This is a genomic window from Ornithinimicrobium cavernae (assembly GCF_003121625.1).
Classification (GTDB): Bacteria; Actinomycetota; Actinomycetes; order Actinomycetales; family Dermatophilaceae; genus Ornithinicoccus; species Ornithinicoccus cavernae.
This window is the reverse complement of sequence record NZ_QDDJ01000007.1, coordinates 130,779-150,531: the sequence shown is the minus strand read 5'-3', so window position 1 is coordinate 150,531 and position 19,753 is coordinate 130,779. Positions and strand designations below refer to the sequence as shown.

The window sequence follows — 19,753 nt, the reverse complement described above, 5'->3', positions numbered from 1 at the left end:
TCAGAGGTGGCCAACGACACACGCCATCGCCTGTCCCCCGTGCGGGGTGGCCGGTAGCCTCGGGGGGATTCTGTGTGTCACGACCAAGGGGTATGACAATGCGCATCTCGGTGATCGGAACGGGCTATCTCGGGGCGGTGCACGCCGCGGGGATGGCCGAACTCGGCTTCGACGTGGTCGGCGTCGACGTCGACGCCGCCAAGATCGAGATGCTGAGCCAGGCCCGTATGCCGTTCTACGAGCCGGACTTCGAGCCGCTCCTGGAGAAGCACGTCGGCAAGGGCCTGCGGTTCACCACCGACATGTCGGAGATCGCCGACGCGGACGTCCACTTCATCTGTGTGGGCACCCCGCAGCGCAAGAACAGCCTGGCCGCGGACATGTCCTACGTCTACGGCTCCGTCGACGCGATGATCCCGTTCCTCAAGGACGGCGCGCTGGTCGTCGGCAAGTCGACCGTCCCCGTCGGCACCGCCGAGAAGCTCGCCGAGCGGATCGAGGTCACCACCCCGGAGAGCGTCACCGTCGAGCTCGCCTGGAACCCGGAGTTCCTGCGCGAGGGCTTCGCCGTCCAGGACACCCTGCACCCCGACCGGCTCGTGCTCGGGGTCAACGGCGAGAACGCCGAGCGCATCCTGCGCGAGGTCTATGCGCGCACCCTCACCGAGGAGCAGACGCCGGTCGTCGTCACGGACCTGCCGACCGCCGAGCTGGTCAAGGTCGCCGCCAACTCCTTCCTGGCCACCAAGATCTCCTTCATCAACGCGATGGCCGAGATCTGCGAGCTCACCGGCGCAGACGTCACCGCGCTCGCCGACGCGATCGGCTATGACGAGCGGATCGGCCGCAAGTTCCTCAACGCCGGAGTGGGCTTCGGCGGCGGGTGCCTGCCCAAGGACATCCGCGCCTTCAGCGCCCGGGCCTCCGAGCTCGGCGCCGGCCAGTCGGTCGCCTTCCTCAACGAGATGGACGCCATCAACCAGCGCCGTCGCGAGCACGTCGTCAACCTCGTGCGCGAGCACCTCGGTGCCCTGCTCGGGCGCAGGGTCGCCGTCCTGGGTGCCGCGTTCAAGCCCAACTCCGACGACGTGCGTGACTCGCCGGCCCTGTCCATCGCCGGCCAGCTCCACCTCTCCGGTGCCCAGGTCAGCGTCTATGACCCCAAGGCGATGGACAACGCCGCCAAGGTGTTCCCGACCCTCAACTACGCCGCCTCCGCGACCGAGGCGATCCAGGACGCCGAGGCCGTCCTGCACCTCACCGAGTGGCCCGAGTTCCGCGAGCTCGACCCCGCCGTGATCGGCGAGCAGGTGGCGAACAAGCTCGTCATCGACGGCCGCAACCTGCTGGACCGCGAGGCCTACCGTCAGGCCGGCTGGACCTACGTCGGCCTCGGCCGCCCCTGACACTGCCGCAAGATCCGCGGTCCTGCAGAAGTGACGTCATGCGACATGAACTGCAGAGCGCTGGCGCGACGGCAGTGCCCGGCTCTGCAGAAGTGACGCCATGCGACATGAACTGCAGAGCGCTGGCGCGACGGCAGTGCCCGGCTCTGCAGAAGTGACGCCCTGCGACATGAACTGCAGAGCGCTGGCGCGACGGCAGTGCCCGGCTCTGCAGAAGTGACGCCATGCGACGTGAAGTGCAGAGCGCTGGCGCCTCCTCCGGCCAGTTCGGTGACGCGGTGCCGGTGCCCGACGAGGCCGATGTCCAGGACCGGCTCATCGGCTTCATCGGTCGGGACCCCGCCTGGTCGCCACCGGTCTGACTGGTCGTCTACCACGCGCCCGGTGCGGCTGAGCCTCAGGTCACCGTGCGCCCGGTCGGCCGGAACGTCGGATGACCGTGCGCCCGGTCAGGGGGAGGGGGGTGACGCGGGGGTGGCGGCGGCGGACTCGAGGGCCGCGATGAACACCGGCGCCACCGTCTCCCAGTCGTAGCCCTCCGCCGCGGCATGGTGGCCGGCGCGGCCGAGCTCGCGGGCCCGCTCCGGGTCGCGGTGCAGCCCGAGCACCGCGTCCACGGTCGCCGAGACGTCCCTGAACGGCACCAGGATCCCGGCGCCGGTGCGGCGCAGCAGCTCGGCGGGAACGGGTAGGGGCGTGCTGATCGCGGGGACGCCGTGGGCGAGGTACTCGATGACCTTGGTCGGCATCGAGTGCCGGAAGTTCGCCTCGTCGTGCAGGAGCGACAGCCCCGCGAGGGCGCCGTCGAGCATCGGCAGCGCCCGGTCGCTCGGGACAAAACCGTACCACACGACCGCACCGTCCTTGACGGCCGAGCGCAGCTCCGGCACGGCCTCGCCGTGCGCCTGACCGATCACGTGGACCCGGACCTCACCACCGGTCGCGGCCTCCAGGTGCCGCCCGACCTCGATGAGCTCGCGGGCGCCGCGCTCCACGGTCAGGGTGCCGAGGTAGACCACCCGCTGACGGCCCTCGCGGTCGCGACGGCCCGGGAGCACCGGCGTGCGGGGCACCCGCGTCGTGTTGGGCACCACCGGGTGCTTCCTGCGGAACCGGCCGGCGTACTCGTGCTCGGCCAGCAGCAGCGGCATCCGGTCCTCCGCCCAGCGCTCGAGCCGACGCACCCCCCACCCGGCGGGTGAGCGGAGCGGGTCGGGCACCCACGGCCTGACCTCCAGGGCCGCGGCGGTGTCCTCGTGCACGTCCCACACGACCGGCGGCAGGCCCCGCAGGCCCCGCACCGCCAGCAGGAGCTCGGGGTCGTGCAGCAGGACCACGTCGTGACCCGGGCCCCGGTCACGCAGCAGCTGACGGGCGGCGCGGAGCGCCGTGAGCCGGCTGCGGCCGGAGGCACGCGGGAGCTCGACCGGGACCAGCCCCCGGATGCCGACCGGCCGGGTGAGGCCGTAGTCCGCGAACGGGGCGGCGTAGGTCACCTGCCAGCCCGCCTCCAGCAGCGACTGGATCTGGCGGTGGCGGATGCGGGCGTCCCCGGGGTGGTGGACGACCGTCACGACGAGGGCGGACCGGGTCATCGGCCGCCGCCCTGGGCCCCGGCCTCGTCCTGCCCGTCGCCCCCGGGCTCGTCCGGGTCCTCCGTCGCCCTCGGCTGGGCACGCTTGGCCTGTTGCGCCTTCGCCCGGGCGGCCTGCTGCTGCTCCACCCACCGCGTGTAGGCGTCGACCACCTCGCCGCTGGGGCCGTCCATGATCACGTGCCCCTGCTCGAGCCACAGCGCCCGGGTGCACATCCGCTTGATGGTGGCGTTGTTGTGGCTGACCATGAACACCGTGCCGGCGCTCTCGCGGATCTTGTTGATGCGGTCGTTGGCCTTCTTGCGGAACTCGGCGTCACCGGTGCCCAGGGCCTCGTCGACGACCAGGATGTCGGGCACGGCCGCCGTCGAGATGGCGAACCGCAGCCGGGAACCCATGCCGGAGGAGTAGGAGCTCATCGGCAGGTTGATGAACTCGCCGATCCCGGAGAAGTCGACGATCTCGTCGAACTTCTCACGGACCTCGTGCGTGCTGAGCCCGAGCGCCTGGCCCCCGATCATGACGTTGCGCGCCCCGCTGAGCTGGCGCATGAGCACCGCGTTGACCCCGAGCAGCGCGGCCTTGCCGTTGAGGTAGATCTCGCCCTGGTCGGGCGGGATCAGCCCGGCCAGCGCGCGCAGCAGGGTGGACTTGCCGGACCCGTTGCGGCCGATCAGGCCGACCGACTCGCCCTGGTAGGCCACGAAGGACACGTCCTTGACGGCGTGCACCTCCCGCACGCCGACCTGGTTGGCGCCCCTGTTGAGCAGGCGGGCCAGGCGCGACTCCTCGGGCACGGTCTTGCCCCGGCCGGCGCCGAACACCCGATAGGTGACGTGGACATGACTGAGTATGACGGCAGGCACCCGGTCCTGGTCGGCACCGACGGCGGGGGTCGGGTCCTGACCGGTCCGGTCCGCACCGGTCCCGTTGTCCGGGGAGAGCTCAGCCGCGGCCATAGCTCGCCTCCGCCCGCCAGAAGAAGACGAACCCGATGGCCGTCAGCACCAGCCCCCAGCCCAGGCTGACCAGCCAGGTCGTCGGGTTGAGCGGGAACTCGCCGAGCAGCGACTCGCGGACCATCGTCAGGCAGACCGCGATCGGCTGGTACATCAGCACCGCACCGATCCAGCCGGAGGCGAAGTCGGCGATGGGGAAGAAGATGCCCGAGATGTAGCGCAGCATGCGGGTGAGCAGCGGGACCAGGTTGCTGACGTCGCGCGCCGCGTGGACGATCCGGGCGGCGATGAGCCCGATGCCGAGGGTGACCAGGCCGGTGATCAGCAGGGAGACGGGGAAGAGCAACCACTTGAGCGAGGGCTCCTCACCGGTGGCCATGGCCAGGATGAGCAGCATGACGAACGCCGGGATCGTCGCGATCAGCTCGGTGATCATCACCGCGATGGGCAGGATCGCCCGCGGGAACCGGAGCGCGCGGACCAGCCCGGTGTTGTCGACCAGCGCCCGTGAGGCGTAGTTGAACCCGGCCGAGATGAAGATGAAGGTGAACAGCCCGGCGGTGAGGAAGGCGACGAAGTTGTCGACCTGGCCGCGGGTGCCGAGCAGGAGCCCGAAGATCAGGAAGTAGGCCGCTCCCAGCAGCAGCGGGTTGAGCACCGACCACACCAGGCCGAGGTAGTTGTTCTGGTGCCGGGAGATGAACCCGGCCTGGGCCATGGTCCAGATGAAGTTGCGGTGCCGCCAGAGGTCGGCGCAGTAGCGGCCCAGCGGAGGACGGACCCCGACCTGGTCGAGCCCGTGCCGGCGGGCCAGCGCAGCAGCCTCCTGCGCCGACAGACCCGGCAGGGAGCCCTGGTGGTCGGGGCCGCCCGTGGTCACAGCCGACTGACCCGCTCGCCGCCGGCGGCCTTGCCGCGGGTGTCGAAGAAGCGGTTGGCGGCGGCGGCGAGGGTGTCGACGTCGTACTCGCGGTGGTTCTGGACCAGGACGGTGAGGTCGGCCTCGGCGACGGCGGTCGTGGCGTCCTCGACGCGGGTGGCGGACTCGCCCAGGGCGCCCCAGGAGGCCACGTGCGGGTCGTGGAACTGGACGACGGCGCCCTTGGCGATCAGCTGGCGGGCCAGCGGCACGGCCGGGGACTCGCGCTGGTCGGCGATGTTGGGCTTGTAGGTCACGCCGAGCAGCAGCACGGTCGAGCCCTTGAGGGACTTGCCGTCCTCGTTGAGCAGGTCCTGGATGCGGGAGACGACGTAGCCGGGCATGCCGGAGTTGATCTCCTGGGCCAGCTCGACGAACCGGAACGGGTAGCCCAGCCGGGCCCGCACGTTGTGGGACAGGTAGTTCGGGTCGATCGGGATGCAGTGCCCGCCCACCCCGGGTCCGGGGTAGAACGCCTGGAACCCGAACGGCTTGGAGGACGCCGCGTCGATGACGTCCCACAGGTCGATGCCCAGCTCGTGGCAGAACCGGGCCATCTCGTTGACCAGCGCGATGTTGATGTGCCGGTAGGTGTTCTCCAGCAGCTTGGCCGTCTCGGCCTCCCGGGTGCCCTTGGCCCGCACGATCGTGTCGACGAACTTGCCGTAGAACTCCGCAGCCGCCTCGGTGCACGCCGGGGTCTGCCCACCCACGACCTTCGGGGTGTTCTTGGCCCCGAACCGCTCGTTGCCCGGGTCGATCCGCTCCGGGGAGAAGGCCAGGTGGAAGTCCGTGCCCGCGACCAGCCCACCGGCCTCCAGCTTGGGCCGCACCACCTCATCGGTGGTGCCCGGGTAGGTCGTGGACTCCAGCACCACCAGCATCCCCGGGCGCAGGTTCCGCGCGACCGCGTCGACCGCGCCCTCCACCGCCCGCAGGTCCGGCCCGCCCTCGTCCGACAACGGCGTGGGCACACAGATCACCGCGACCTGGGCCGAGGCGATCTCCGACTCATCCGTCGTGGCCCGGAACCCCCCGGCGACCATCTCGGCGATATCGGCATCCGAGAGGTCATCGATGTGCGAGGTCCCCGCGTTCAACGCATCGACCACACCCTGATTGATGTCATAACCCAGGATCGACAGACCTGCCCGCGTGGCCTCCTGGGCCAGCGGCAGACCGACATATCCCAGGCCGATGATGACGGCGTCTACGGCCACGAAGTGCTCCTAGCGTGTCTGTGGTCTCTGCTCCGGACGGCGGGGCGCCCTCGGTCCACCCCCGTGGCACCACGCTCAGGGCGGGCACCATCCGGTCGGTCCGGAGGTGGTCGGCAGCATATCGCAGGGACCTCCCCGGAACCCGGTTGTCGGGCCGTCTCCCAACGCCCCGCACCGGCAGATGTATTCCATCTCACGCACCGGGCGGCGCGCCGCAGCGAGCGCCGGAACGGTGTCCCGGGTTCCCCGGCCGGCCCGCGGCAGCGTGGCAGGATGTGGGCACCATGAGCCCAACCAGCCGCGACGTGGACGTGCTCCTCGTCTCCGACCTCCGCTTCCCGGGCGGCACCTCCCACAGCATCGCGGCCGAGGTCGAGGCCCTCCACGGCGCGGGCTACCGGGTCGGCCTGGTCCACCTCAACGGTCCGCTCGTCGCCCGCGTCACCCCGATCAACCCGGCCCTCGCGGGGCTGGTCCGCTCCGGCAGCGCCGCCCTGCTCCTCGGGCGGGCGCCGGTGACGGCACGGCTGGTCGTGTTCCGCCACCCGGGGGTCCTGCAGGCTGCCGCCGACCAGCTGCCGCCGATCAGCACCGACCGGGCGGTCGTCCTGGCCAACTCCGGTCCGCGGGACGCCCGCGGAAGGACCGTGTATGACGTGGGGCTGGCTGACCGTGCGGCCCGCGAGAGCCTGGGCGTCGAGCCGCTGTGGGCCCCGATCGGCCCGCTGGTGCGCGACGAGATCGAGGGGGTCGTCCCGGGCGGCCGGCTGATGGAGCAGGACTGGGTCAACATCATCGACGTCGACGCCTGGGCGCCGCCCCGTCCGCGGGAGGGCTGGGCGGGTGACCGCCCGGTCATCGGTCGCCACAGCCGGCCGTCGGCACAGAAGTGGCCCCGCGACGCCGCGACGCTCACCCAGGTCTATCCCGTCGACGGGTCCTGGGACGTCCGCGTCCTCGGCGGCGCCGATCCTGTCGAGCGGCCCCTGCGCGGCATCCCCCGGGCCTGGACGGTCACCGAGTTCGGCGAGCTGAGCCCCCGGACCTTCCTGCAGGGCCTCGACTTCTTCGTCTACTACCACGACCCCCACTGGGTGGAGGCCTTCGGTCGCACCATCCTGGAGGCCCTCGCCGCCGGGGCGGTCGCCGTCCTCCCACCACACTTCCGGCGGCTCTTCGGCGACGCGGCGGTCTACGCCGAGCCGGCCGGGGTCCGTGAGGTGGTCGAGGGGCTGCGCGCCGACCGGGCGGCGTATGTCGCGCAGCGGGACCGCGCACGGGCCCTGGTCCGCGAACGGTTCAGCTACCAGGCGCACGTCGCGCGCGTGGCGGACCTGATCGGCACCCCCCATTCTGAGGGAGGTTCGGACCGTCCGGAAAGCAGTTCTGGGGAGGATCGGACCGCGCCGGCCCACGCCGTGGGGGAGGCTGCCGCGGCGCCGGCCACGCGGCATACCCCTGCGGTGCGCCGCCCGGGTGGGCCGCGCATCCTGCTGATGTCCAGCAACGGGGCCGGGATGGGCCACCTCACCCGCCTGTTCTCCTACGCCACGCGCCTGGAGCCCGGCGTGAGCGCGCACGTGGTCTCGCTGTCCCAGGCCGCGCCGCTGGCGGGGCGTCTCGGGCTGAGCTACGAGTACCTCCCCAGCGCCAAGGCGCTGTCGATGCCCCCCGGCCGGTGGCGCCCGATCTTCCAGGACCGGCTCGGCGACGCGCTCAACCGGTTCGACCCGGACGTGGTGGTCTTCGACGGCACCTGGCCCTACGGCGGCATGGAGGAGATCCGGGCCGCGCACCCCGAGGCGCACTGGACCTGGTCGCGGCGCGCGATGTGGCGCGAGGGGCGCAACAGCGAGCAGCTGGCCAAGACCGCGTGGTTCGACAGCGTGCTGGAGCCCGGCGACCTCGCCGCGGCCTACGACCGCGGCGCCACCGTCACGGCCGAGGCGCACCGGGTGGGGCCGGTGACCCTGGTCGACGCCGCCGAGCTGCAGCCGCGCGAGCAGGCCCGGGCCGCTCTCAGTCTGCCCGCGGACGGGCCGCTCGCCCTGGTGTCCCTGGGGGCGGGCAATATCAACGACACGACCTCCGAGGTGGGTGCCGCGGTCCACGCGCTGACCGGCCTGGGGGTCGGGGTGTGCGTGACGGTGCCGGGCATCGCACGCGCCGGCGCCGCCGCCGGGGAGGACCTGCACCTGGTGCGCGACTACCCGCTGTCCCGGCGCTACTCGGCCTTCGACGTGGTGATCAGCGCCGCCGGCTACAACTCCTTCCACGAGCTGCTGCGGATGGGCGTGCCGACCCTCTTCGTGCCGAACACCGAGACCTCGCTGGACGACCAGGAGGCCCGGGCGCGGTTCGCCGCGGACCAGGGGTGGGCCCACCAGCTGCCCCAGCTCAGCGTCGAGACCGCGACCCCGCTGCTGGAGGACCTGCTGGACCGCGGCCGGACGATGGCGGCCCGCGCCCGGGAGGCCGACCCCGGCAACGGGGCCCTCGCCGCGGCACAGTTCCTGACCGAGCAGGCGGGAGGACGATCCTGATGGCGGGCAACGGATCCGGCAAGGGGCTGTCGGTGGAGCGGGTGGCACTGGCCCTCGTCCGCCGGGCCCGGCGCGTCCCCCGCGCCGAGGCGGCGGCGCTGCGGGTGGCGACCGGGCTGCGGGAGAGCCAGCTGGCCCGGACCGCGGTGTCCCGGGCCTTCGACATGGACCTGGAGGGTATCGGCGGCACGGTCTTCCTGGACGGTGGCCACCTGCTCGCCGGGCAGGGCCTCGACAACGTGCCCGTCGTCATACTCACGCTGGTCGGGACCCCGGACGAGCTGGTGCCCGAACGTCTCGAGGAGATCGGCCGGGAGCAGCTCCTCACGGCGGGGTTCCGGCCGGTCCTGGTCGTGGACGGTGACCACTTCGGCGCGGTGCGGGAGTACGGCTGGCCGGTTGAGCTCGTCCTCAGCCGCGCGCAGTGGGACGGCCAGGAGCGGCTGCGCGACGAGGCGGGCTGGGAGGCCTACCTGGCCCGGCGGTTGCGGGAGGTCCGCCGCAACTACCGGGCGGCAGCGCTCCTGGAGTTCGGTCCCGAGCACCCGCTGACGCTCACCTACCTGCGCAGCCTGGGTCCCGAGACTCCCTGAGCGCGGGGGTCAGGCGCGCGGGACGTCCCCGCGCCAGGCGCCGGTCTCGGTGCCGCGTGCCTCGATGAACTCCTTGAAGCGCTGGGCGTCACCCTTGACCCGGCGGTCGTCGACGCCGACAGCGGCCCCGGCCTTCTCCACGAGCCCCTGCGGGTCCCAGTCCATCTGGATGGTGACCCGGGTCGAGGCGTCGTCCAGCTTGTGGAAGGTGACCACGCCGGCCTGCTTCACGTCCCCGTCCACCGTGGTCCAGGCGATGCGCTCCTCCGGGTGCTGCTCGGTGATCTCGGTGTCGAACTCGCGGGTGGCGCCGCCCACCTCGACGACCCAGTGGTTGCGGGTGTCCGTGACCTGCGTGACCGACTGCACCCCCTCCATGAACCGGGGGAAGGACTCGAACTGCGTCCACTGGTCGTAGGCCGTGCGGATCGGGACGTTCACGTCGACAGACTCGGTTACCTGGCTCATGGCCACACCTCCGTGTTGTGGGGTCGTCGGTTCCCCTCCACACAACCGCAGGGTCGGCGGGCCCGCGAGCGCAGGGGCCACCCCTCAGTCGCGCGGCGCCGGCAGGTGACCGCCGAAGCACCACTGGGCGCAGTCGGCCGTGACGACCTCCCAGCCGCGGGGGTCCTCCTGGTGCGACCGGTGACCGGGCGGGTAGTAGTTGGTCGCCGGGTGCAGTCCGTGCAGGTTGCGCAGCGGACGCCCGTCGATCACGTCCAGGTCCAGGCGCCACCTCGCCTCGTCCCAGGCACGGCCCATCGCCATGTCGTGGTCGCGGCGGTAGCGCTGGGGCCCGCCCGGCGCACGGGTCAGCTCACCCAGGACCGGCCCGTCCACCGTGTCGTAGACGTCGACGCGGATGAACGGCAGGGCGACCGCCCGGGACAGGTGCCGGGCCACCGCGACGAACTCCTCGAACGGCTCGGGCAGCGGGATCGACGGGTCAATGCGCGCGCCGTGCACCAGGTCCGCTCCCAGGTCGCGCCCGCGGCCGTCGGTGTAGCGGTAGCGCGCGTGGTCGAGGTTGGCGTGCACCGGCATCTGCCGGAGGAGCACCATGGCGACCTCGCCGTAGGAGGAGTAGATCTTGATGTCGTCGGGAATCTCCTCGGTGACCACCCGCTGACGCAGGAACGCCTCGGCGAAGAAGGGGCCGCCGGTGGACTTCTTGGACCGGTAGCGCTCGATGAGCGACGCGGTGGTGAACACCTCGTCACCGCCGACCAGCGCGTAGCGGTCCTCGTCCACCCGCCGCAGCGGGAAGACGCCGTGGCCGCCGGCGCCGAGGTCGGACTTGAGCACGAAGGTGTCGGGGAGACCGGAGAGGTCCAGGTCCTCGATCCGGCCCCAGACGCCGAGGATCTCGGGGACGGCGATGCCGTGGCTGGCCGCCAGCCGGTAGTTGCGCAGCTTGCGCGGGATCTGGAGCACCGGATGGAAGACGTCCGGGTCCAGCGGGCGCAGGGCCTCGACGTCCCGGCGCAGGTTGATCAGGTTGCGCCGGAACGACGGCGGCACGGTGTCCAGGTGCTCGGGCCGGTCCGTCGCCAGGCGCTCCTGCGCGCGCTTGCGGGCACCCTTCTCCCGGGCGACCTGCTCCCGGAGCCGGGCGATCGTGGCGTCCTTCGCCTCGAGCGTCTCACGCAGCTTCAGCACCTGCCGCGCCCGCTTGGCGAGCAGCTCGGTGCGCCATCCCACCACCGGGACCTTGCGCACGATCCTGCGACGCAGGCTCTCCCTCATTGCCATCCTCCAGTCCTCGCGCACGGGTAGGGGGCACCATACGCTTGAGGACACCACAGAAAGGGGCACCACGCGTGACGGAGCGGACTGTCAGCGAGGACGAGGAGCGCGAGCGCCTCGTCGTCGACGGGGCCTTCGGCTGCGGCTACCTGGTCCGGGGTGGCGCAGCCTCTGCTCCCGACCTCGTGGACCGGTGGCCCGTGCACCGTCTGGGGGCCCTGACCTACCACCTGCACCCCCGGACCCGCCTGCAGACGGCCGTGCGCGCGCACGGCCCGGGCCGCGTCGTCCTGCTCGGTCACCCGGTGGACGTGGACGCCGGCACGGCCGACGGCCAGGCCGTCTGCGAGACGGCGCTCGACACGTGGGCGGCAGGCGGGCTCGCCGCCGCGGTCCGCTACCTGGCCTACCTGGGGGGCCGCTGGACCGCGGTCCTGGAGCCCCTGTCGGCACCGGACGCGGAGGTGCCGGGGGAGATCACGGTCGTCCCGGACTGCCAGGCGACCCAGGCGGTCTTCTACTCGACCCGGGCCGGGATCGCGCTCGGGTCGCAGCCCGCCCTGGTCGCCGGCGCGGTCGGCGCGGACCCCAACCCGGCGTCCGTGCGGATGATGAGCGACCTGCGGGCCGCACGGCCCAGGGGCGTGGTCTTCCTCCCGGGCACGATGACGACGCACGAGGACGTGCTGCCCCTGGTGCCCAACCACCTGTTGCGGATCCGCCTCGGCGGCCGCTCCGCCGCGGTGGGGCACGAGCGGTTCTGGCCGTTCCAGGACCGCGTCGAGATCACCGACACCTCCCGGGTCATCGACGAGTTCGTCGACTACTTCCGGGAGCACACCCGACTGCTGTGCACCATCGACCGCCCGGTCGTCAGCCTGACCGGGGGTCGCGACAGCCGCACCACCCTCGCCGCGGCCCTGCCGCACCTGCGCCGGGACTCCTTCACGTTCACCTACTACAACCCGCGCGACGGCCTGGTCGGTGAGGGCGCGCCCCTGGACGTGTTCACCGCCAACGCCCTGTCCGCCTCGGTGGGCGTGCAGCACCGGGTGCTGCGGTGGCGCCAGCCACCGGAGGGCAGCGTGTTCGCCGAGATCTACGACCGGACCTATCCGGTCCGCCGGGGCTCGACGGGTGCGGCCCACGCCATGTGGGCCGACCTGCCGCACGACCTGGTGCACCTGCAGTCCATCGGCGCCGAGCTGGGCACGACGTTCTACACCGTGCGTCCCGACGCGCCGCTCACCCCGCACCGGCTGATGGAGATCGTCACGGGCCGCAGCGACCTGCCCGCGGAGCTGGAGCAGCAGGCGTTCGGCGACTACCTCGACTACGCGCAGTTCACCCCGTCCGCGATCGGCGGCTACGACTACCACGACGTCTTCTACTGGGAGCAGCGGATGGGCAAGTGGGGCTACCTGAAGTACCAGGACGGCGACTTCGCGCACCGGATGCTCATGCCGTTCAACGCCCGGGGCCTCATCGAGATCATGCAGTCCCTGCCCTACGCGCAGCGCGCCGACAAGGTGCTGTTGCGCGCGATGCTGGCCACGGTGCCCGCCCTGTCCGACGCCCACCTCCCGGCCCACCTGCGACCCGACCCCCCACCCGAGGAGCAGGCCATCACCTGGCGCGACCTCGTCCACGCGCGCCCGCACGTGCGGCCCCGGATCCGCAGCGCACTGGACCGGGTGCCCCTGCGGCGGAGCTCCGACCGGAGTATGCCGTGACCGGGCTGCCCGACCGGGTCACCCGCACCGTCGGCCGGGTCCGGGACCGCGTCGGCACCGCTGTGCAGCAACGGGTCACGGTGGTGCGGGAGCGGGACCGTGAGCACGGTGTCCGGTCGGTGGCCGGGGACCTCGCCTTCGGCTGTGGCTACCTGGTGCGTGGTCCGGGCGTGCCGCGGCCGGCCGAGGTCGCCGGGTGGCGCACCCGCAGCGTGGGTGGCTACCACTACCACGCGCGGGCCCGCATCACGATCAGTCCGACGGGTCCGGACGGGGCGGTGGTGCTCATCGGACGACCCGTGGACGTGGACACCCGCACCACCACCACGCAGACCATCGCCGACCGGCTCGCCGTCCTGGCCGCTGACGCCTCCGGGACCGATGCCGTCGTGCGGGCGGCCGCCTACCTCGGCGGCCGCTGGACCCTCTTCGTGCACGGCGGGGACGGGTCCCTGACCGTGGTGACGGACGCACTGGCCAGTCAGCAGGTCTGGCACTCCGACGACGGTTCCACGCTGGCGTCCTACGCCTCCCTGGTGCCCGGCGGCACCGTCCTGCCGACGAACTCCCTGCTCGAGGTCCACGGCGGCACGGTGCAGGTGCGCCGCTACTGGCCCTGGGACGAGCCACAGGACGCGGGCGTGGACGGTCTCCCGGCCGGCTCGAGCACTGAGGCCGTCTACGAGGAGTTCCGCAGCCGGATCGTGGCGCACACGCGGTTGTTGTCGGACCTCGGTCGTCCGGGGGTCGCGCTGACGGGGGGCACCCGCAGCCGCGCGGTCCTGGCGGCCTACCTTCCCCACCGCCGGGACGGCGGCTACGCGTTCACCCACTTCGCGACCGAGTCCTTCCGGGACGGGCCGGGGCAGGCGGAGGACCTGTTCGCGGCGAGCGCCCTGGCCCACCGCCTGGAGCTGCCCCACCGCGTGCTCCGCGCGATGGAGCCGTCGCGTGACGACGTGTTCTCCCTCGCCTACCGGCGCACCTACCCCCGGGGTGACTCGCTGGCCAGCGCGTTCGCCCGACACACCCTGCCCCGGGACACGGTCGAGCTGCACTCGGCCGGCGCGGACATCGTGGACCTGGACTCCTGGGAGGGGCTGGGAGGTCCCTTCCGTGAGGGCGACCTCGCCCACCGCGTGCTGCTGCCGTTCAACGACCGGCGCCTGCTGGAGCTCATGCTCAGCGTGCCCGTGGAGCAGCGCCGGGCGGGGGCGCTGGTCGGCCGGCTCGCGGCGGAGCTGGAGTAGAGCGAGCTCCCCACCGCGAGGAGTCAGCGCACCTGCTCGTCGTCCGGGTGCGGGGAGGTGGCCCACCCGGCGGACGCGGTCCAGCCCTCCGGCACGACGATGTCAGCCAGCGTCACGAGCTCCGCCTCCGCGCCCGGCAGGTCCACCTGCACCGTGGTGTCGCGGCGAGGGGCAGGTGGGCCCTGGTCCCCCTCGTCGGCCGGCAGCCGGCTGGCGACGTGGACGAGGCGGTCGCGGCAGGTGACCAGGGCCGCGACCGGCGAGGGGGCAGTGTCCAGCAGCGCGTGGGGCAGCCCGTCGCCGGGGTGGGCGGCCAGCTGCTCGCCCAGCCACTGCGCCACCTGCTCGTCGGAGCCGGGGGCGTGGACCACCGCGAGGTGGTCGGCGCGGGTCGCGTCGGCTGCTGAGCGGATGGCCACCGCGCGCACCTGCCAGGGCTCCTCCGCCACCACCACCGGCGCACCGTCCGACCCCGGTCGCACCGGGAGGACCCGCACCACCGGCTGCGCGCCCGTCGTGTCCTGCGCCCCCCGCGGTCCGTCACCCTCCGCCGGAGTCCTGTCCACCGCGGTGTCGGCGGCCAACGCGTCCACCTCCCCGGCGAGCGCCTCGCCCGGGACCGCCTCGCCGGAGAGCGCCGCGATCCGGTCCACGAACTGTCCGTGGCTGAACCGTTCCTGGACCAGGGCCCGCGACCTGGCGACGCGTGCGGCATACCGCTCGGGATCGGCGACGTAGGAGGCGATCAGTGCCTGCGCCTCGCCCGGGAGCGCGTAGTCGACGGTCTCACCGAACACCGGCTCGTGCTTGGGGTGCGCGATGGTGAGGACCCCGCTGGCCGCGGCCTCCAGGATCGTGCGGCCGAACGCCTCGTGCATGTCCGGGTTGTCCAGATAGAGGAAGAAGTCCAGGCCGGCGAGGTAGTCGATGACATCAACCGCCTTGTGCCGCACCAGCACCCAGTTGTCAGGCAGGTCCGTCAGCGTCTGCTCCTGCGCGCGGAGGAGCTTGGCGAGGGTGTTCTGGGCCCCCATCATCCGGACCTCGTAGCCGGCTCCGAAGTCGTAGCCGGTGATGATCTGGTCGAGGGTCGGTGCGAACTTGATGACGTTGTCGCGCGAGTAGCGGCCGACGACCACCGGCCTCCCGTCGGCGCCCGGGGCCACGTGCTCCCGGACGGCCCACTCCTCGACGTCGATCAGCCCCGGGTTGTCCCAGGGAGTCATCCGGACGGTCGGGTCCTGCTCCCGGAGCACCCGGCGGATCGTCGGGCCCTGTGGCACCCACAGCGGGTCCCGGCCGAACAGCTCGCGGGTGCGCTCGGTGACGTCGCGCACCACATAGCGCTGGTCCGACCCGTCGGGCTCGAGGGGCGCCTGGTTGGCCATGACCAGGACGTGGCGGGCGCGCACCGTGCGTCGTCCCGGCAGCGGTGGGTACTGCAGGATCGGGGGATAGCGGACCATGAGCACGTCGATGTCGACGTCGTCGTCCGGGTGGACCCACTCGACCTCCCCGGAGTCGACCAGGGCGAGCACCGCCGAGCACAGGGTGTGGTCCTTGGTCGTCATGAACCGGAAGGCCTCGAGGTGCATGATCGCCACCCGCAGACCCGCCCGCCGGGCAGCGGTGATCTCCTCCATCATCGAGCGCTGCGGCCCGCCCCACCGGCGCCAGTCGCCGGCCAGGCACAGGTCGAAGTGGCGGGGCGCGCCGAGGTCCGGCGCGACGGGCTTGGCCCACCGGCGCGGTTCGGGGAAGCGACGCGGCGCGGCGGGGTCGAGGAACGGGTCCCACTCATCGCCCGTGCTGATCCGCCGGTGCCACACCCCGTAGGCGCCCTTGTAGGCGTGCCGGGCGCTGTGCCGCCAGCCGCGGGAGAACTCGCTGGAGGAGAGCGTGTCGCCGCCGCGCAGGAAGGTGACCACCACGGGGAGGTCGCGGACGGCGCGCCGGCCGAACGCGGCCTGGATGCGGCGGGCGTACTCCGTGTCGGCGCTCTTGCTCGTGGGGTCGAAGTAGCCGATCCGGTCCACGACCGGGTGCACCCGCACCAGCAGCGAGGGCGCGGACGTGACGCGGGGCAGGTAGCCCGGGCGGTTGAGCTCCAGGTCCTCGCTGATCCGCACGCCCTGCCCCCGGGTCGCCATCGCCCCCGGCTGGGCGAGCAGGGTCCGCACCGCGACCTCGATGGCCTGCGGGTGGAGCCAGTCGTCGGAGTCGAGCACCGTGAGGAAGTCGCCACTGGCCTGCCGCATGGCGGTGTTCCGCGCCCGGTAGGTGCCTCCGTTGATGGCCTTGCGGATCACCCGGATCCGGGGGTCGAGCGCCTCCGCCTGAGCCAGCAGGGCGGCATACGCCGGTCCCGAGGCGTCGTCGACGACGAGGATCTCCAGGTTGCCCCAGGTCTGCTCCCGCAGCGCCCGGAGGGCGGTGAGCAGCGGCGGACCGGGCCGGAAGGAGCTTATCAGCACGGTCACCAGCTGGGGCGCGTCGACCGGCTCCGCCCCGGGAGCCGACAACCTGTCGAAGACCGCCTCCTGCGACGCGCCGGGCGGGAGCAGCGCGAGCGGAGCCATCCCCTCGCTGCCGAGCGCCTCGTCGAGCGCGTCCAGCCAGGCCCGCTCGTCGGTGTCACCGGGGAAGAGCACCGGGTTGGCCAGGTCTGCCCGCACCGCCTGGGCCATCGGCGCACGGACGGCAGGGTGCTCGAGCAGGTCCAGGGCGCCGTCCCGGTCCCGGTCGGCGACCCTGAGCTGCAGCAGCAGCTCGGTCACCCGTTCCGGCAGCTGCTCGTCGAGGCCGGCGGCCAGGACCGCCTCCACCGCGGCCCGTCCTGCGGCCCGCTCCTCGGGCCGGCCGGTCTGCAGGGCCAGCACCTGGCCGTAGCGACCGATCCAGCCCGGGTCCATCCCGTCCTGCAGCGCCGGCCACGGCGCACCCGAGGCCGCCCACCGCTCCACCTCGGACGGGGTGTGGCCCGGCCAGGCGAGCTGGGCCAGGATCTCGCGGGCGTGGACGGACTTCGTGCGCAGCGCGGTCGCCACGAGCGCGTCCGGGTCACGCAGGGCGAAGAACGTGTGGTCGAGGGCCACCTGCGCGCGCGTCGCCCGGACCGGGCCGTGGACGGCGGCCATGTCCTCTGGGGTCACGGGGGTGTCGGGCGCGTGGAGGCGGGCGCCGCCGCTCTCCGGCTCGGCCGCCTCCCCCGTGGCGGGGGTGCTGGACGTCACGCCTGGTCGCTCTCCGGGGTCGGAGGGCTCTGCGCGGCCGACGGCTCACGGTCGGCCACGTCGCGCAGCTGCGCGACGGCCTGGTCGAGGGAGGCCTGCATCCGGTCCAGCCGACCGGTGAACTGCGCCTGCAGGACGCGCACCGTGCCCACGACGTCCACCTCGGACACGGGCGGGGCCTCCAGCGCGGGAGGCAAGGCGCTCTTGCCGTTCTTGCTGACCTCACCACGGATGTAGGGGCGCAGGGCGCGGGCGCGACGGTCGGCGTCCATCGCGATGATGAGGGTCACGCTGAGCAGCACCATGCCCGCAGCGACGACGAGCCACCACCACTCCTGGACCGCGCCGAGCACGGCCGCGGCCGTGAGGACGACCGAGAGGGCGCCCCCCGCCAGCAGGAACTTGGATCTCACCGTGGGCCTCCTCGGTCCGTCCGGCCCGGCGCTTCCGCGCACGCCGCGAGCCTGATCGTGTCGCCAGCACGCTACCCCGTAACGTTTCCGGTGCCCGCACAACCCACCGGGCACGGCGGCACCGTTGTCGCCGCCCCGGTGCCGACCCGATGGAGACGAGCATGCTGGACCGCCCCCGAGGTCCTGGAGCGACGCACCCGGTCCAGCCGGTGCACGGGCCCGGGTACCGCACGGCCTGGCAGCTGTGGCGGCGGGGCGAGCACCCCGATGCCCTGGCCCACCTCGCGCTGCGCACGAGGTCCCCGGTGGTCCTCGACGCGCTGGCCCTGACCGCGACCGGTGGGTCCCTCACCGTCGACCAGCTGCTGGGGCTGGGCACCATCCGGTTCGCCCCCGGGCGGACGGCCCCGGCCGCCGCGCTCGCCCTCGCGCTCGCGGGCACGGGACGCTCGGTCGAGGACCTGGTCGCCGCGGCCGACCTCTATGAGGAGCTGTGGGCCGCCGACGCCCTGGGCGACTGTGCGCCGATCCACCACCAGGCCCTCGCCCAGGCCTTCCTCCTCACCGGGCGACACGACCGCCTGCGCCGGGTCCTGCCCGACCTGAACCGGCTGGCCGCGCCGGTGCGGCACGACGTCGAGGTCGACCTGGCCAACCCGCACCTCGCCGGTGGAGCCGTCGCCCTGGCGGACCACCAGCGCTGGGTGCACCTGCTGACCTCCCGGTTCGTGGACGCGGGTCTCGAGCCGGTCCAGGTCTCCGGCGAGGCGACCCACCTGTTCGACCGGCTACGGGCCGACCCGGGACTGAGGGGCACCGCGGGCCCGGGACCGCTGGTCACGGTGATCATGCCGTGCTACCGGCCGGACGAGGGACTGCTGACCTCCCTCGCCTCGATCAGCAACCAGACGTGGGGCGACCTCGAGATCCTCGTGGTGGACGACGCCTCGGGACCGGACCACGAGGAGCTCTTCGAGCGCGCGGTCGCCTCCGACGACCGGGCCCGGCTGGTGCGGATGCCGCGCAACGGTGGCAGCTACCTCGGACGCAACGCCGCCCTGGAGCAGGCCCGCGGGGAGCTGGTCACCTTCCAGGACGCCGACGACTGGTCGCACCCGCGACGGATCGAGCACCAGGCACGTCTGCTCACCGCCGACGCGGAGGCGGCAGCGAGCCGGAGCCTCGCCGTGCGGGCCAAGGACGACCTGACCCACCAGTGGTTCGGCTACCGCTCGGTCCGCGACAACGCCTCCAGCCTGATGGTGCGCCGCAGCGTGATCGACCGGATCGGTCCGTTCGGGGCGATCCGGAAGGGGGCGGACTCGGAGTATGCCGAACGGGTCACCTGTCTCGCCGGTCCGGTCCTGGACACCGGCACGCCGCTGGCCATCACCCGGCTGCGCACGGGCACCCTCTCCCGCGGTGACTTCACCTACCAGTGGTCCACGCCGGAGCGGCTGGTGTTCAAGGGAAGCTACCGGGCGTGGCACCGCAGGCTCACGACCGACCGGGAGGGCGGCCCGCCAGCGACCTCGGCCGTCCTCGGCCCCGACGACCAGCTCGGCTGCCCCGTCCCGCGCTCGTTCCTGCGCGGGCTCGACCACTACCCCGACTGGGACACGGTGCCCGTGGCCTACCTCGGCGACCTCTCGGCCGACCCGCGTGAGTCCGGGGCCGGCGCCGACGGGCACCTCTGGCGCGAGCTGGGCGAGCCCCGCGAGCCGCGGGTCGGCCTGTGGCACCTGGAGACGGCCGCCCCACCAGTGCGGAGGAAGCGCCCGGAGATGCACGACGCGTGGTTCGACCGCCTCATCGCCTCCGAGGGTGCCGTCGTGCCACTGACCCGGTTGGACGAGGTCCGGGTCGAGCGGCTCGTCGTGCTGGACCCCGGGGTCCTGCTCCTGGCCGAGGCGCAGCCCTGCCGTCTCCGGGCCGGTCAGGTCGAGGTGTGGCTCTCACCCCGGGTCCTGGCACCGGACACCTCGGGCCTGCCGATCGACCTGCTCGCGGTGAGCGACACCTGCCGGGCCTGGTGGGGCACCGGTCCGCGCTGGGTGCCGGCTCCCGGGCTCAGCGAGGCGCAGGTCCTCGAGCTGGAGGAGCTGCTCCCCGGCCTGCTCAGCCCCTGACCGCGGCCGTC

Annotated in this window: 15 protein-coding genes; 7 read left to right on the top strand and 8 right to left on the bottom strand. The window is 73.0% G+C overall.

Annotated features, from left to right (window positions below; translation table 11 throughout):
• Positions 1 to 98 precede the first annotated feature (98 nt).
• Both DA085_RS09690 and DA085_RS09685 read left to right on the top strand, forming a co-directional pair.
• Positions 99 to 1,406 (top strand): UDP-glucose dehydrogenase family protein, encoded by a 1,308-nt coding sequence (locus DA085_RS09690; RefSeq protein WP_237565434.1) that lies wholly within the window; start codon positions 99 to 101, stop codon positions 1,404 to 1,406.
• A gap of 224 nt (positions 1,407 to 1,630) precedes the next feature.
• Complete coding sequence (locus tag DA085_RS09685; protein WP_202619175.1) at positions 1,631 to 1,768, top strand: hypothetical protein; 138 nt, start codon at positions 1,631 to 1,633, stop codon at positions 1,766 to 1,768.
• 87 nt (positions 1,769 to 1,855) lie between these two features.
• On the opposite strand, the gene DA085_RS09680 is transcribed toward DA085_RS09685, so the two are convergent.
• From DA085_RS09680 to DA085_RS09665, 4 genes are read right to left on the bottom strand one after another with little or no spacing between them, the layout of a single operon-like run.
• Positions 1,856 to 3,001 carry a glycosyltransferase gene (locus tag DA085_RS09680; RefSeq protein ID WP_109472753.1) on the bottom strand — a complete coding sequence of 382 codons (1,146 nt, stop codon included), beginning with the start codon at positions 2,999 to 3,001 and terminating at the stop codon, positions 1,856 to 1,858.
• Positions 2,998 to 3,960 carry an ABC transporter ATP-binding protein gene (locus tag DA085_RS09675; protein WP_109472752.1) on the bottom strand — a complete coding sequence of 321 codons (963 nt, stop codon included), beginning with the start codon at positions 3,958 to 3,960 and terminating at the stop codon, positions 2,998 to 3,000. Before DA085_RS09675 ends, DA085_RS09680 begins: the two co-directional genes overlap by 4 nt.
• Positions 3,947 to 4,840 carry an ABC transporter permease gene (locus tag DA085_RS09670; protein ID WP_109472751.1) on the bottom strand — a complete coding sequence of 298 codons (894 nt, stop codon included), beginning with the start codon at positions 4,838 to 4,840 and terminating at the stop codon, positions 3,947 to 3,949. Before DA085_RS09670 ends, DA085_RS09675 begins: the two co-directional genes overlap by 14 nt.
• Complete coding sequence (locus tag DA085_RS09665) at positions 4,837 to 6,099, bottom strand: nucleotide sugar dehydrogenase (RefSeq protein ID WP_109472750.1); 1,263 nt, start codon at positions 6,097 to 6,099, stop codon at positions 4,837 to 4,839. Before DA085_RS09665 ends, DA085_RS09670 begins: the two co-directional genes overlap by 4 nt.
• Positions 6,100 to 6,383: 284 nt before the next feature.
• On the opposite strand from DA085_RS09665, the gene DA085_RS21595 reads away from it, so the two are divergent.
• Positions 6,384 to 8,642, top strand: a complete 2,259-nt coding sequence (locus tag DA085_RS21595; protein ID WP_237565417.1) for a glycosyltransferase — start codon at positions 6,384 to 6,386, stop codon at positions 8,640 to 8,642.
• On the top strand, positions 8,642 to 9,235 hold the full coding sequence (locus DA085_RS09655; protein WP_109472749.1) for a hypothetical protein: 594 nt from the start codon (positions 8,642 to 8,644) through the stop codon (positions 9,233 to 9,235). The genes DA085_RS21595 and DA085_RS09655 overlap by 1 nt, the downstream gene beginning before the upstream one ends.
• Positions 9,236 to 9,244: 9 nt before the next feature.
• Here DA085_RS09655 and DA085_RS09650 read toward each other — a convergent pair whose 3' ends face one another.
• On the bottom strand, positions 9,245 to 9,703 hold the full coding sequence (locus DA085_RS09650) for an SRPBCC family protein (RefSeq protein ID WP_109472748.1): 459 nt from the start codon (positions 9,701 to 9,703) through the stop codon (positions 9,245 to 9,247).
• An 84-nt stretch (positions 9,704 to 9,787) separates the two neighbouring features.
• The gene (locus DA085_RS09645) at positions 9,788 to 10,990 is read right to left on the bottom strand and encodes an ATP-grasp fold amidoligase family protein (protein ID WP_154402152.1); all 1,203 of its coding nucleotides are present in this window, start codon (positions 10,988 to 10,990) and stop codon (positions 9,788 to 9,790) included.
• A gap of 68 nt (positions 10,991 to 11,058) precedes the next feature.
• Between DA085_RS09645 and DA085_RS09640 the strand changes: the two genes are divergently transcribed.
• Both DA085_RS09640 and DA085_RS21825 read left to right on the top strand, forming a co-directional pair.
• On the top strand, positions 11,059 to 12,717 hold the full coding sequence (locus DA085_RS09640) for a hypothetical protein (protein ID WP_109472746.1): 1,659 nt from the start codon (positions 11,059 to 11,061) through the stop codon (positions 12,715 to 12,717).
• Complete coding sequence (locus tag DA085_RS21825) at positions 12,714 to 13,967, top strand: hypothetical protein (protein WP_109472745.1); 1,254 nt, start codon at positions 12,714 to 12,716, stop codon at positions 13,965 to 13,967. The genes DA085_RS09640 and DA085_RS21825 overlap by 4 nt, the downstream gene beginning before the upstream one ends.
• Positions 13,968 to 13,990: 23 nt before the next feature.
• On the opposite strand, the gene DA085_RS09630 is transcribed toward DA085_RS21825, so the two are convergent.
• On the bottom strand, positions 13,991 to 17,200 hold the full coding sequence (locus DA085_RS09630) for a glycosyltransferase (protein ID WP_109472744.1): 3,210 nt from the start codon (positions 17,198 to 17,200) through the stop codon (positions 13,991 to 13,993).
• Positions 17,197 to 17,613 carry a hypothetical protein gene (locus DA085_RS09625; RefSeq protein WP_109472743.1) on the bottom strand — a complete coding sequence of 139 codons (417 nt, stop codon included), beginning with the start codon at positions 17,611 to 17,613 and terminating at the stop codon, positions 17,197 to 17,199. The genes DA085_RS09630 and DA085_RS09625 overlap by 4 nt, the downstream gene beginning before the upstream one ends.
• A 161-nt stretch (positions 17,614 to 17,774) precedes the next feature.
• On the opposite strand from DA085_RS09625, the gene DA085_RS09620 reads away from it, so the two are divergent.
• Positions 17,775 to 19,742: a glycosyltransferase family A protein gene (locus tag DA085_RS09620; RefSeq protein ID WP_109472742.1), complete on the top strand. Its 1,968-nt coding sequence runs from the start codon at positions 17,775 to 17,777 to the stop codon at positions 19,740 to 19,742.
• Positions 19,743 to 19,753 lie beyond the last annotated feature (11 nt).